The sequence below is a fragment of the Dokdonella immobilis genome (assembly GCF_900115085.1).
GTDB classification, from domain to species: Bacteria; Pseudomonadota; Gammaproteobacteria; order Xanthomonadales; family Rhodanobacteraceae; genus Dokdonella; species Dokdonella immobilis.
This window is the reverse complement of sequence record NZ_FOVF01000021.1, coordinates 1-13,430: the sequence shown is the minus strand read 5'-3', so window position 1 is coordinate 13,430 and position 13,430 is coordinate 1. Positions and strand designations below refer to the sequence as shown.

Here is a 13,430-nt window from a genome sequence, read left to right as displayed (position 1 = left end):
TTCAGACATGCACCGCGCTGGCATGTTCGCGGGTCGCCGCGAATCGCACGTCGGGCCAGCGCTCCTCGGTCAGTTGCAGGTTGACCCGCGATGGCGCGAGGTAGACCAGTTCGCCGGCGGCGTCGATGGCCAGGTTTTGCGCGGCCTTCTCGCGGAACTCCTCGAGCTTCTTCGCATTCGCGCAGTGCACCCAGCGCGCGGTGACCACGCCGACGTTCTCGAACGCGCACTCGACCCCGTATTCGTCCTTCAGGCGATAGGCGACCACGTCGAACTGCAGCACGCCGACCGCGCCAAGGATCAGATCATTCGACATCAGCGGACGGAAGAACTGGGTCGCACCTTCCTCGGAGAGCTGCGCCAGGCCCTTCTGCAGCTGTTTCATCTTCAGCGGGTCCTTCAGGCGCGCACGGCGGAACAGTTCGGGCGCGAAATTCGGGATGCCGGTGAAGCTCAGCAGCTCGCCCTCGGAGAAGGTATCGCCGATCGAGATCGTGCCGTGGTTGTGGATGCCGATCACGTCGCCGGCGAAGGCCTGGTCGACGATTTCGCGATCCGAGGCCATGAAACTCAGCGCGTTGGCCAGTTTCATTTCCTTGCCGGTGCGCGCGTGCAGGGCCTTCATGCCGCCGTTGAAGGTGCCCGAGCAGATGCGCATGAAGGCGACCCGGTCACGATGCATCGGGTCCATGTTGGCCTGGATCTTGAACACGAACCCGCTCATGCGCGGCTCGTCGGCGCTGACCGTGCGCGTCGTCGTCGCGTGCGACTTCGGTGGTGGCGCATGTTCGACGAAGAAGTCGAGCAGCAGCTGCACGCCGAAGTTGTTGACGGCGGACCCGAAGAACACCGGGGTCAGCTGGCCGGCCAGATATTCCTCCTGCGAGAACGCATGCGAGGCGCCGCGCACGAGTTCGAGCTCGTCGTTGAGCTCGCGCCAGGCTTCGTCGCCGATGCGCGCGCGCAGGGCCGGATCGTCCAGTCCCTTGAAGATCGTCGAATCCTGGCGCGTGAAGTTCTTTCCGGGCTCGAAGATGTGCACCTCGTCGAGCAGCAGGTGATAGACGCCCTTCAGGCGCGAACCCATGCCGATCGGCCAGGTGATCGGCGTGCAGGCGATGCCGAGCACGGATTCGACCTCGTCGAGCAGTTCGATCGGCGCACGGCCTTCGCGGTCGAGCTTGTTGATGAAGGTCATGATCGGCGTGTCGCGCAGGCGGCAGACCTCCATCAGCTTGATCGTGCGCTCCTCGACGCCCTTGGCGCAGTCGATCACCATCAGCGCCGAGTCGACCGCGGTCAGCACGCGGTAGGTGTCTTCCGAGAAGTCGGCATGGCCCGGCGTATCGAGCAGGTTGACGACCTTGCCCGAGTACGGGAACTGCATGACCGAGCTGGTCACCGAGATGCCGCGTTCCTTCTCCAGGGCCATCCAGTCCGAGGTCGCGTGGCGGGCGGCCTTGCGCGACTTGACCGAACCGGCCATCTGGATCGCTCCGCCGAACAGCAGCAGCTTTTCGGTCAGGGTGGTCTTGCCCGCATCGGGATGGGAGATGATCGCGAAGGTGCGCCGCCGGCGCATTTCGCTGACTGGATTGCTCATGCGATAGCCTGGAACTGCCGCGACCGACGAATTCGGTGGCGTGCGGGGCGCGCATTGTACGCGAGCCCGGCGTTCGCTTCAGGCCGCCGGTTTGCCGCGCAGCTGGCGCCGCTCAGTCGTGGCGGATCGTGATGTCGCCGCTGAAGGTCTCGATATTGACCCGGGCATTGCCGTCGCCGACGGTTGCATCGAGTGAACGTCCGGGTCCGTGCTCGGGTTCCTCGACCGTGCCGAAGTCGCTGCGGATGCGGCCGCTGAAGGTCTCCGCCTCGATGCGCGCGGACACGTCTGCCGGCAGGTCGACGCCGACATCGCCGCTCATGGTTTCGGCGTCGAGGCGCGCGTCCGTCACCGGCTTGCCGCGCAGGAGGATATCGCCCGACACCGAGCTTCCGGAAAATTCACGATAGCCATCGGAGGTGGCGCTGATGTTGCCGGAGACCGTTTCGAGCTTCATGCGCTCGCGGTTCGCGCGCACCTCGATGTCACCCGATACGGTATCGACGTGCGCGCGCTTGCCGGCGCCAGCCAGTTCGATCGTGCCCGAGATGCTGCCCACCTCGAGCTCCTCGGCGACGCTGTCGAGCCGGATCTTGCCGCTGACGCTGCTGACGTCGAGGCGAGGCCCACCGGTTCCGGTGACCGAGATCTCGGCGCTGACGGTCTCGACGGTCAGTTCGGCCCCGCGCGGCACGCGGATGTCGAGGATCGAGTCCTCCATGCGCGAACTCGAACCCCAGTCGAACCAGCCCGATTTTTCCGGGCCCTCGACCTTGATGTCGAGCCGCGATCCGCCGCCGGTCACGCTGAGTCCCTTGCTGCCGCTGCCGAGCGTGCCGGTGATCTCGACCTTGTCCTGGTCCCAGGCGCTGACCGTGACCGAGCCGCGCACGTTGCTGATGTCGATGCGTGCCGTGGCATCGACCGTGCGGCTCTCGTTGATCGGAGTGCCGGCGAAGGCCGGCACGCTGCCCAGCAGCAGCGCGAAGGACAGCAGGGTGGGGGTCTTGTCGAGTTTCATCGTGGATCCTTATCCGGCATTGATGCCGAGGCGGGCAAGCTTGCGCCGCTGCGCGTGTGTGCGGTTGATCAGGCCAACCAGGAAGACCGCATCGGGTCGCTGCTGCAGGGCCTGTTCGAGTTCTTCGTTGGCCGAATCGATGACCACCTCGGCGCCGGCAAGGCGCGGATCGCCGCTGCTGGCGAGTTCGCGTGCCCGCTCGATCTGTTCGCGCACCGAAGGGCCGTCTTGAAGGCTGGCCATGGCCGTATCGTCGACGGCCGCCTGGTGGTGCTGGACCAGCGAGAACAGGCCGGCGCTGAGGGCCACGGTGATGCCGGCGGCCAGCGCCAGTGGCAGCCAGGCGCGTCGCCGCGCGGGGGCGGCCGGCTGTTCGGATCCGGCGTTGAGGCGGTGCGCGATCTGCGGCCAGAGGTCGCGCTGCGGTTCACGCGACACGCGCAACTCGCGCAGTTCGCGGCGCAGTTCGAAGTCAGTCATGTTGTTCTCCCAGGAACCGTCGGAGCAATCCGCGGGCCCGATGCAATTGCGCCTTCGACGAACCGACCGCCATGCCGAGTTCGCGGCCGATTTCCTCGTGCTTCCAGCCTTCGATGTCGTGCAGCACGAGCACTGCGCGCGCGCGCGGCGGCAGGCTGGCGACAGCGCGCTCGAGGTCGGCCCGTTCGCCGGCACAGAAGGGGCGGTCCGGTTCACTGGCCGCCTCCAGCGTCGCGTCGTCGGCCGCTTCCTCCGGATCGTGGCGACGCAGGTCCATCAGGGCGACGTTGACCGCGAGCCGGTGCAACCAGGTCGTGAAGGCGCTCTCGAAACGGAAACTCGACAGCTTCTGCCAGGCCCGGACGAAGGCCTCCTGGGTCAGTTCCTCGGCACGCGCCGCATTCATTCCCGACAGACGCCAGACGGCGCCGTGCACGCGCCCGGCATGGCGCCGGTACAGGTGCTCGAACGCACCCACGTCGCCCGCCGCGGCGCGCCGGACCAGTTCGCTATCCTCGGTCTCGGTCCGTGGTGCGTCGATCATCGGCAAGGGCATGGCAAGGCAGGCTGTGCTCATAGTGCCAGCTTGGATGCCGGTCGGCAGCGAGAGGTTTAAAGGCGACCCATGCAGGGCAGGTCGGACCCGGCCTGCGCCGGGGCGAACCGGATGCCGCGATCCGGGCCATGCGGCCGCGATTGCAGCCGCCGGCACCGCACGCTCAAGCGCTGGCTGCCTGTGCGACCGGGCGCGACTGCGCCAGCGCGGTGGCGATGCGCTGCTGCTCCTGCTTCAGGCGGTCGGGCAGGCGCGCGCCAAAGCTGTCCAGATAGCTGCCGATCGCGTCGACTTCGCGGCGCCAGCCGGCGGCGTCGATCTCGAGCAGTTCGCGGATGGCGGAAGGGCCGAGGCCGAGATCGTCGAGGTGGATGTCGGTCGAATCCGGAACCAGGCCGATCGGCGTTTCGAGGGCGCCAGTGCGGCCCTCGCATCGCCCGATGATCCACTCCAGCACGCGCAGGTTTTCACCGAAGCCGGGCCACAGGAACCTGCCGTCGGCGCCCTTGCGGAACCAGTTGACATGGAAGATCTTCGGCAGCTTTGCGCCAGGCTTGTCGAATGAAAGCCAATGCGCGAAGTAGTCGGCGAAGTTGTAGCCGCAGAACGGTTTCATGGCCATCGAGTCGCGGCGCAGCACGCCGACCGCGCCGGTCGCCGCGGCCGTGGTTTCCGAGCCCATGGCCGCACCGACGAGTACGCCGTGGCTCCAGTCGCGGGCTTCGAAAACGAGCGGAATCAGCGAGGGCCGGCGACCACCGAAGATGATCGCGCTGATCGGCACGCCCTGCGGCGCCTCGGCCATCGGCGTCCAGCTCGGGCATTGACTGGCCGACACCGTGAAACGTGAATTCGGATGCGCGGCCGGTCCATTGGCCGGATCATGGTCGCGACCCTGCCAGTCCTTCACTGGCGTGCCTTCGCGCAGGCCTTCCCACCACGGCTGGTTGTCGGAAGTCACGGCGACGTTGGTATAGATCGTGTCGCGCTGGATCGTGGTCAGGGCATTCGGGTTGGTCGTGCGGTCGGTGCCCGGGGCGACGCCGAAGAAGCCCGCCTCGGGATTGATCGCCCAGAGCCGGCCGTCTTCGCCGGGCGTCATCCAGCAGATGTCGTCGCCGACTGTCCACACCTTCCAGCCCGCCTTGCGGTAGCTCTCGGGCGGAATCAGCATGGCCAGGTTGGTTTTGCCGCAGGCCGACGGGAACGCCGCGGCGATGTAGTGGGTCTCGCCCTCGGGATTCTCGATGCCGACGATCAGCATGTGCTCGGCCAGCCAGCCTTCGCTGCGCGCCTGCCAGGAGCCGATGCGCAGGGCGTGGCACTTCTTGCCGAGCAAGGCATTGCCGCCGTAGCCCGAGCCGATCGACTTGATCGTCAGCTCCTCGGGGAAATGCATGATGAAGCGCTTGTCCGGATTGAGTTCTCCGGTCGAATGCAGGCCCTTGACGAAGCGGCCCTCGCGCTCGATGCGGCTCAGCGCCGGCGCGCCCATCCGGGTCATGATGCGCATGTTGGCGACGACGTATGGCGAATCGGTGATTTCGACGCCGCAGCGCGACAATGGCGAGTCGATCGGGCCCATGCAGTAGGGCACCACGTACATCGTGCGTCCACGCATCGCCCCGGCGAACAGGGCGTCGACCTTGGCATGTGCTTCGGCCGGATCCATCCACGGGTTGTTCGGGCCGGCGTCTTCGCGCTCGCGCGTGCAGATGAAGGTCAGGTGCTCGACGCGGGCGACGTCGGTCGGACTGGAACGGTGCAGGGTGCAGCCCGGGTGGGTCTCCTGGTTCAGTTCGAGGAGGTCGCCGCGGGCCAGCATGTGCTCCTTGAGCAGGCGGCTTTCGCCGTCGGAACCGTTGCACCAGTGGATTTCGGCGGGTTGGGTCAGACCGGCCACTTCCTCGACCCAACGGTTCAAGGATTCCAGCGAACTTGCCATGTTTTCCTTATCCGCGAGCCGGGGCCCGCGTTCATGAATGTAGGGTCAGCGACGTTAGCGGCAGGGGCTGGCCTTGGCAAGGTCAGCTGCGACATCGGCGCGGCCCCGGGATCAGGCCGGAATCAGGGTCGCGATGACGTGGTCGACGTAGGCCTCGTATTCCTCCTGGTCCATGCGCGGCATGCCATGGCTTTGATTGAGCTGGAGAAATCCGCTGTAGGCGGTATAGGCCAGGCGCGCGCGATGGGCCGCGGCGCGGGTATCAAAGCCCGCTTCGGCGTAGGCCTGGGTCAGCAGGGCCAGGCGTCGGCGTGAAATACGCTCGATCACGGGCTGCACGAGGGGGTGGTCGGAGGCCTGCAGCAGGGCGGCATAGACCAGATGCGACTGGACTTCGCGGCTGACCCGGTGGAACAGCTCGCGCAGGCGCTCGCGCGGGTCGGCGATGCGCTCGACCCGGGAAATCACCTCATCCTCGTCGCGCTGTTCCCAGCGGTCGATGGCGGCCTTGAGCAGGGCCTCGCGGGTCGGGAAGTGCCAGTAGAAGCTGCCCTTGGTTACGCCCAGGGTGCGTGCCAGCGACTCGACGGCGACGGCGGCCACTCCGCCCTCGGCGAGGACGTGCAGCGCAGCCTGTTCCCAGTCCGTCGCCGACAGTCGCCCGCGCGGCTCGCTCTTCTCGTGTGCTTCGCCCATCCCGGCAGTGTGCCGCAGCGGGGACGCGATGAGAAGCGAGGGTGCGGCGTCCCTGGGGGCCATTGATTTGCGCTGCGGGGCCCTCCATACTTGTGCGTATGGTTTTGCATCCAGCCACCTCCGATCCACCGTCGCATGCGACCCGGCTGCAGACCGGCGACAGCGTGTCGCTGGCCCTCGAACACCATGGCGATGGCCTGGGCGAAGTGGCCGTGTTCGCGCACGGTTTCGGCCAGACCCGCGAGGCCTGGTCCGGCTGTGCCCGGGTCACCGCCACGGCAGGCTGGACGGGCATCACCTACGACGCCCGCGGGCACGGCCAGAGCAGCTGGCTCGAATCGGGCGACTACTCGGTCGACCAGCTGGTCGGCGACCTGCGTCTGGTCATGTCCTGTTGCGATCGGCCGCCGGTGGTGATCGGCGCCTCGATGGGCGGGCTGGTCGGGATTGCCGCGGCCGGCGCCGACCCCGACTGCTGCCGCGCCCTGGTCCTGGTCGACATCACGCCGCGCTGGGAACCGGCCGGGGTCGAGCGCATTCTCGAATTCATGCGCGCCAACCCGCACGGATTCGCCGATTTCGAGGAGGCGGCCGACGCCATTGCCGCCTACCTGCCGCACCGTGCCCAGCGCAAGTCGCCGCAAAGCCTGGGCCGCTTGCTCAGCCCGGGCCAGGACGGGCGCCTGCGCTGGCACTGGGATCCCCGCATGCTCGAGCCGATCGCCGCCGACGGTGCCCGTCACCAGGCCGACCTGCTCGAAGCGGCGACCCGGATCCGCGTTCCGACCCTGTTGATCAGCGGCGCGGCCAGCGATGTCGTTTCGGAGTCCACGATCGGTGAGTTCCTGCAGCTCGTGCCGCACGCCCGCCACGTCGCCGTGGCGCGCGCGACGCACATGGTGGCCGGCGACGAGAATGATCAGTTTTCCCGCCATGTCCTCGAGTTTCTAGGAGGCCTGCCGGCCATTTGACGGAAGCGGAAAAGCGGCGGATCGTTGCTCCGTGCGCAGGCAACAAGGGCTTCGCCGCGGCGAAGTTCTCAATCAGACAAGGCCGTTGCCGCGAAATCGATTGCGGCGAGGGCGAACAGGGGCCTGGCCGCGGCGCCGTCCGGATCGTCGGGCATGCAGGCGGCGGGCGCCAGGCAGTTGAAGAGGAGTCATCGACATGTTGCACATGATCGCGTACCTGATCCCGTTGCTCGCTGGCGTACTCGCCTCGATGGTGGCGGCCTATCTGCGCATCGGCCTGCGCAGCTGGACCATCGTCACGGCGATCGCGATCATCGGCGTCGGCCTGCTGGCCGGATCGCACTGGCTGGCCGTCCTGCTGCCGCTGCTGGTCTTTGCCGCCATCGCCGTACCGCTGAACCTGCCGGCATTCCGCCGCGCCCGCATCAGCGCACCGCTGCTGGCGATCTATCGCAAGATCACGCCGAACCTGTCCGAGACCGAGCAGATCGCGCTCGAGGCCGGCACGGTCGGTTTCGAAGGCCAGTTGTTCAGCGGCAAGCCGGACTGGTCCGAACTGCTCGGCCAGGCGCGTCCGGAACTCAGCGTCGACGAGCGGGCCTTCCTCGACGGCCCGGTCGAGGAGCTGTGCAGCAAGATCAACGAATGGGAGATCAGCCACGAGCTGGCCGACCTGCCCGAGGACATGTGGGAATTCCTCAAGGCCAACAAGTTCTTCGGCATGATCATCCCGAAGCAGTACGGCGGCCTGCAGTTCTCCGCGCTGGCCCACTCCGCCGTGCTGCAGAAGATCGCGAGCATGTCGGCGACCGTGTCCTCGACCGTGGCCGTGCCGAACTCGCTCGGTCCGGCTGAACTGCTGCTGCATTACGGCACCGAGGAACAGAAGAACCACTACCTGCCGCGTCTGGCCGACGGGCGCGAGATCCCCTGTTTCGCCTTGACCGGTCCCTACGCTGGCTCCGACGCGACCTCGCTGCCGGACTACGGCATCGTCTGCAAGGGCGAATGGGAGGGCGGCAATGTGCTCGGCGTGCGCCTGACTTTCGACAAGCGCTACATCACCCTGGCCCCGGTCGCGACCATCGTCGGCCTCGCCTTCCGCCTGCTCGATCCGGACCACCTGCTCGGCGACGTCGAGGATCGCGGCATCACGCTCGCGCTGATCCCGCGCGACACCGACGGCCTCGAGATCGGCCGCCGCCACTTCCCGCTGAACGTGCCGTTCCAGAACGGACCGGTGCGCGGCAAGGACGTGTTCGTGCCGCTCTCGCAACTGATCGGCGGGCCGGACATGGCCGGCCAGGGCTGGCGCATGCTGGTCGAGTGCCTCTCGGTCGGACGCGCCATCTCGCTGCCGTCGAGCGCCACCGGCGGCGCGTGCGCCGGGGTTGCCGCGACCGGCGCCTATGCACGCATCCGCAAGCAGTTCGGCCTTGCGATCGGTCGCTTCGAAGGCGTCGAGGAAGCACTGGCGCGGATCGGCGGACTGACCTACGCCACCACGGCGCTGTCGCGCGCCACCGCCGCCGCGGTCGACCGCGGCGAGAAGCCCGCGGTGCCTTCGGCCATCGCCAAGTACCACGCCACCGAATGGGGCCGGCAGATCTGCACCGACGCCATGGACGTGCACGGTGGCAAGGGCGTGATCCTCGGCCCGGGCAACTACCTCGGTCGCTCCTGGGAAGGCGTACCGATCATGATCACGGTCGAGGGCGCCAACATCATGACGCGCAGCCTGATGATCTTCGGCCAGGGCGCGATCCGCTGCCATCCCTACGTGCTGGCCGAAATGCAGGCGGCTGCCTTGCCCGACTACGGCGATCGCCTGCGCAGCTTCGACGACCTGCTGTTCAAGCACATCGGCTTCGGCATCTCCAATGGCGTGCGCAGTTTCGTGCTCGGCCTGACCCACGCGAAAATCGGCGCGGCACCGGGTGACGCCTACACGCGCCGCTTCTATCGCAAGCTCAACCGTTATTCGTCGGCCCTGGCCCTGGTCGCCGACACCTCGATGCTCGTGCTCGGCGGCAAGCTCAAGTTCAAGGAAAAGATATCGGCCCGCCTCGGCGACGTGCTGTCCTACCTGTACATCGCCTCGAGCATGCTCAAGCGCTACGAGGACGAGGGCCGCCCGGTCGCCGACCAGCCGCTGCTGGCCTGGGCCTTCCATGAGTGCACCTGGCGCATGCAGATGGCGCTGGATGGCGTGATCCGCAACTTCCCGGTGCGTCCGGTGGCCTGGCTGCTGCGCGCGCTCGTGTTCCCGCTGGGTCGTCGCGAGGTACCGCCTTCGGACCGCCTCGGCCATCGCGTCGCGGCGATCCTGATGACGCCGAACGAGGCACGCACGCGGCTCGCTTCGGGCGCCTATCTGACCCCGAGCGCGAACAATCCGGTCGGCCGCATGAACGCGCTGCTGCCCGAGGTGGTCGCGGCCGAGCCGATCGAACGCAAGTTCCTCAAGGCGGTCAAGTCGGGCGACGTCGCTGGCCTCGACTTCGAGGCGCAGATCGCCGAGGCCGAAGCCAAGGGGGTGCTGACGAGCGCCGAGCGCAAGCTGCTCGAGCGCGTGCGCACGGCCAGCTTCGAGTTCATTTCGGTCGATGACTTCGCTCCGGAGGAACTGCGCGCGGCGACGAAGAAGACGCCGCCGAAGTCGCTGCGCAGCGTCGCCTGAGCGCATGGCGGCGCAGGCGCTCGCCATGTTCCGCAGGCTCGGCGGCTCGGCGCCGGGCCGCTGGCTGTTTTCGCGCATCATTTGCTTCAAGGCGCCGTATTTCGGTTCAATCTCGCCTCGCATCGAGGTGCTCGAACCGGGCCGTTGCGTGGTCCGCCTGCGTCAGCGCCGCCGCATCCAGAACCATATCGGCACCGTGCATGCGATCGCGATGTGCAATGCCGCCGAGCTGGCCGGCGGCATGGCCACCGAAGTGACGATTCCGGCCTCGATGCGCTGGATCCCGAAGGGCATGAGCGTGCGCTATCGCAAGAAGGCGCTCGGTGCGCTGACCACGACCGCGCGCGTCGCGCCGATCGCCGACGCCGCCACGGCGCAGGAGCTGCACGCGATCGTCGAAGTCCGCGATGGCGCGGACGACATCGTCTTCGACGCCGACATCACGATGTGGGTTTCGCCACGCTGAGCGCGGCGAAATGGGCTAGTTGCGGAGCAGTGCGCGGGCGTGATGCTGCAGATGGTCGGCGATGAAGGACTGGATGAACCAGTAGCTGTGGTCGTAACCCGGCTGCAGGCGCAAGGTCAGCGGCTGGCCGGATTCGACGCAGGCCTGGCGCAGCAATTCGGGACGCAGCTGGGCTTCGAGGAACGCATCCGCATCGCCCTGGTCGACGAGGATGGTGCCGTCGAAGCGCTGGCCGCTGCGGATCAGCTCGACGCTGTCATGGCGCTTCCAGGCCTCCCTGTCATTGCCGAGATAGCGCGAGAAGGCTTTCTGGCCCCACGGTACCTGGCATGGCGCCACGATCGGGGCGAAGGCCGACAGCGAGCGATACCGGCCGGGATTGCGCAGGGCCAAGGTCAGTGCACCATGGCCGCCCATCGAATGCCCGCAGACTCCGCTGCGGTCGATGTCCACATTGAAGTTCGCCGCAATCAGTGTCGGCAGCTCGCGGGTGATCCAGGCGTCCATGCGGAAACACTTCGAAAACGGCGCCGTGGCCGCATCCAGATAGAAGCCGGCGCCTTCACCGAACTCCCAGTCGCCAGTGGCGCCCTCGATGCCGGTATCGCGCGGGCTCGTGTCCGGGGTCAGCAGGACCAGGCCGAGTTCGGCCGCAAGCCGCTGCGCACCCGCCTTGATCGCGGCGGTCTCCTCCGTGCAGGTCAAGCCGGCGAGGAAGATCAGCAGCGGAAGCTTGCCGGCGGATATCTGCGGAGGCTGGAACAGGCCGAATTTCATCGCCCCGCCGGTCTCGACGGAACGATGCCGGTAGAACCCCTGGACGCCGCCGTGGCAGCGGTATTCGGCAAGCACTTCGAATGGCATGGTCTCTCCTGTCAGGTTCGCCGCGGGCGGCGCTGGGCGCTCAGACGCTGCCGTCGACGGCTTCGCGCCCGGAGCCGGCAGCCGTCCTCGGCGAATCCGGCAACATGCGCGCCGCACGCCAGCCGATCCAGGCCGAACTGCCGGCCGCGATCATCGACAGCAGGGCCAGTCCCGGAACCGTGGTGCCGAGGCCGCGCAGCAGATTGAAACCGCTGGTCACGACCAGGTCGCCGAAGCGCCAGACCGAGGTGTCGATGAAATTCTTGGTCTTGTAGCGGGTTTCCGCATCGACCCGTGTGTACAGCGAATCGGCGGCCGGCTTGAACACGCCGTAGGCGCTGGCCCGAGTGACGACCGCGACCGCCGCGATCCACGGGCCGGCGAAGACCGCCAGGCCGGCCAGCATGATCGCCTTGAGCACACCATCGAGGGCCAGTGCCGGCGCGGGACCGTAGCGGACCAGCAGGGCCCGGGTCACGCCGAGCTGCAGCACGATCTGCAGCAGGTTTGCGTAGAAATCCACATTCGCCGAAAAATTGATGCGTTCGGCGCGCGTGGCGTAGGTCGCCCCGCTGTAGTCGGCGAGCAGGGCGTAGATGACCGTGCCGACCGCATCGCCGAGCAGCATCAGGATCGCCAGCCGCCGCATCAGCGGCGACTTCACGGTCTCGATCGCGCCGGCGATGAAGCTGCCGCCGATGACCCGCGTTTCGCGTTGTTCGTCGCCGACGACCGGATGGCCCTGCGACCAGCGTGACAGGGCCAGGATGCAGACGATGGCGAGACCGAGCAGGGTCGAGGACATGACCAGCAGGCCGGACACGCCGATCACCTCGTTCAGGGCGCGGGTCAGGGCCGGTCCGGCGACCGCGCCGAGCGTGCCGCCGAGGGCAATGACCGGAAACAGCCGGTGCGCCTGCTCGGCATCGAGCAGGTCGGCCATGAAGCTCCAGAACACGGCGACCACGAACAGGTTGAAGACGCTGACCCAGACGAAGAAGATCGAACCGAGCAGGCGCGCGCCGATCGCCTCCTGCATCTGGAACAGCGGAATGAAGGCGAGCATGCCAAGCAGGAAGAACAGGTAGACGACCGGTACGAAGGTGCGCCGCCGGTAGCGTGCGACGAGGGCGCCGAACAGCGGCACCAGGGCCAGGGTGACGACCAGGGTCGCCGCATAGAAAATGGGCAGTGCGGTCGAGCCGACCGCCGCCGAGAGCTGGTCGCGGACCGGGCGGATCACGTAGTAGGCGGCCAGCACGCAGAAGAAGTAGGCGAAGGCGATGCCAACGGCGAACCATTCATGGCGCTGGATGGCAGGGCGTTTTGGCACGCGGGGGGTTCCTTAGTCCGGACTATTCATGAATGCGCTCGCGCCCTTGCTTGATCCTTGTCCGCACAAGAAATTCTCCTCCCTCGGCAATACAGTGGTGTATTCCGCTCGGTCGGAGAATTCCTTGTGCGAACAAGTCTCTGCGCAATCATCGCGTCGATTCATGAATAGTCCGGGCTAGGGAGGCTCTGAACAAGTGGCGCAATCGTCATGGCGCTCAGAAGGCTCGCCACAGGTGCTGCGTGGCGACGTGAAGGCTGGTGGCCTTGACGAGCCGCGCGGTGCCTGTGGCGGGCCTTCTGAGCGCCACCCTTTCGCAATGAAATCATTCTATTGGGCGACAACTGCCTGCGCGCAGCTCTTTGTTGCGCCGACTTGAAAGACGGCCAGTCTGTCTGCGTCGGCGCGCCGCGATCTGCACGCAGGCAGGTGTCGTGACGGTTGTGCCACTTGTTCAGAGCCTCCCTAGCTGTTGAGGTTCGATAGGTTGTTCCGCGGAATTCGACTGATGGGTGATTTGTAGCTGAGGGCGGAATGAGGTCGGTGGTGATTGTAACGGTGTATCCAAGGTTGCAGCGCCGCTTGGCGTTCGGCGCTGGTCTGATAGGTCACGGCATAGGCCCATTCACGTAGTGCGGTCTGGATGAAGCGCTCGGCTTTGCCGTTGGTGCGTGGGGTGTAAGGCCGGGTGAAGCGGTGCTTGATATCCAGTTCCCGACACACGGCGGCGAAGGCCTTTGAGCGATACGCACCGCCGTTGTCGGTGAGCAATCGGCGAATGATCACGCCCAAGCTTGCGTAGTAGGCGACGGCAG

The 13,430-nt window shown here is 66.9% G+C and carries 12 protein-coding genes; 3 read left to right on the top strand and 9 right to left on the bottom strand.

Features of this window, described 5'->3' with window-relative positions:
• Position 1 precedes the first annotated feature (1 nt).
• The 6 genes from BM125_RS13485 to BM125_RS13460 form a co-directional block, all read right to left on the bottom strand.
• Positions 2-1,603 (bottom strand): peptide chain release factor 3, encoded by a 1,602-nt coding sequence (locus BM125_RS13485; RefSeq protein WP_092408843.1) that lies wholly within the window; start codon positions 1,601-1,603, stop codon positions 2-4.
• Positions 1,604-1,715: 112 nt separating this feature from the next.
• Entirely contained in the window at positions 1,716-2,624 is a 909-nt protein-coding gene (locus BM125_RS13480) for a DUF4097 family beta strand repeat-containing protein (protein WP_092408841.1), read from the bottom strand.
• Between the two features lie 9 nt (positions 2,625-2,633).
• Complete coding sequence (locus tag BM125_RS13475; protein WP_092408839.1) at positions 2,634-3,104, bottom strand: hypothetical protein; 471 nt, start codon at positions 3,102-3,104, stop codon at positions 2,634-2,636.
• Positions 3,097-3,681, bottom strand: a complete 585-nt coding sequence (locus BM125_RS13470; protein ID WP_175498085.1) for an RNA polymerase sigma factor — start codon at positions 3,679-3,681, stop codon at positions 3,097-3,099. Before BM125_RS13470 ends, BM125_RS13475 begins: the two co-directional genes overlap by 8 nt.
• 142 nt (positions 3,682-3,823) lie before the next feature.
• Positions 3,824-5,605, bottom strand: coding sequence for a phosphoenolpyruvate carboxykinase (GTP) (locus BM125_RS13465; protein WP_092408835.1), 1,782 nt, complete (start codon positions 5,603-5,605; stop codon positions 3,824-3,826).
• 111 nt (positions 5,606-5,716) lie between these two features.
• Complete coding sequence (locus tag BM125_RS13460) at positions 5,717-6,301, bottom strand: TetR/AcrR family transcriptional regulator (RefSeq protein ID WP_092408834.1); 585 nt, start codon at positions 6,299-6,301, stop codon at positions 5,717-5,719.
• A 98-nt stretch (positions 6,302-6,399) separates the two neighbouring features.
• Between BM125_RS13460 and BM125_RS13455 the strand changes: the two genes are divergently transcribed.
• From BM125_RS13455 to BM125_RS13445, 3 genes are all read left to right on the top strand, one after another.
• Positions 6,400-7,272 carry an alpha/beta fold hydrolase gene (locus BM125_RS13455; RefSeq protein ID WP_092408832.1) on the top strand — a complete coding sequence of 291 codons (873 nt, stop codon included), beginning with the start codon at positions 6,400-6,402 and terminating at the stop codon, positions 7,270-7,272.
• A 208-nt stretch (positions 7,273-7,480) separates the two neighbouring features.
• A complete protein-coding gene (locus BM125_RS13450; RefSeq protein ID WP_092408938.1) occupies positions 7,481-9,952 on the top strand; it encodes an acyl-CoA dehydrogenase in 2,472 nt (823 codons plus the stop codon).
• A 25-nt stretch (positions 9,953-9,977) separates the two neighbouring features.
• The gene (locus tag BM125_RS13445; protein WP_245778922.1) at positions 9,978-10,418 is read left to right on the top strand and encodes a hotdog fold domain-containing protein; all 441 of its coding nucleotides are present in this window, start codon (positions 9,978-9,980) and stop codon (positions 10,416-10,418) included.
• A gap of 15 nt (positions 10,419-10,433) precedes the next feature.
• On the opposite strand, the gene fghA is transcribed toward BM125_RS13445, so the two are convergent.
• The 3 genes from fghA to BM125_RS13430 all read right to left on the bottom strand — a co-directional run.
• Positions 10,434-11,282: an S-formylglutathione hydrolase gene (gene fghA / locus BM125_RS13440; RefSeq protein ID WP_092408828.1), complete on the bottom strand. Its 849-nt coding sequence runs from the start codon at positions 11,280-11,282 to the stop codon at positions 10,434-10,436.
• A 40-nt stretch (positions 11,283-11,322) separates the two neighbouring features.
• Positions 11,323-12,615 carry an NTP/NDP exchange transporter gene (locus BM125_RS13435; protein WP_092408826.1) on the bottom strand — a complete coding sequence of 431 codons (1,293 nt, stop codon included), beginning with the start codon at positions 12,613-12,615 and terminating at the stop codon, positions 11,323-11,325.
• Between the two features lie 465 nt (positions 12,616-13,080).
• Positions 13,081-13,430: integrase core domain-containing protein (locus BM125_RS13430; RefSeq protein WP_245778921.1), on the bottom strand; the 350-nt coding region annotated here is incomplete at its 5' end.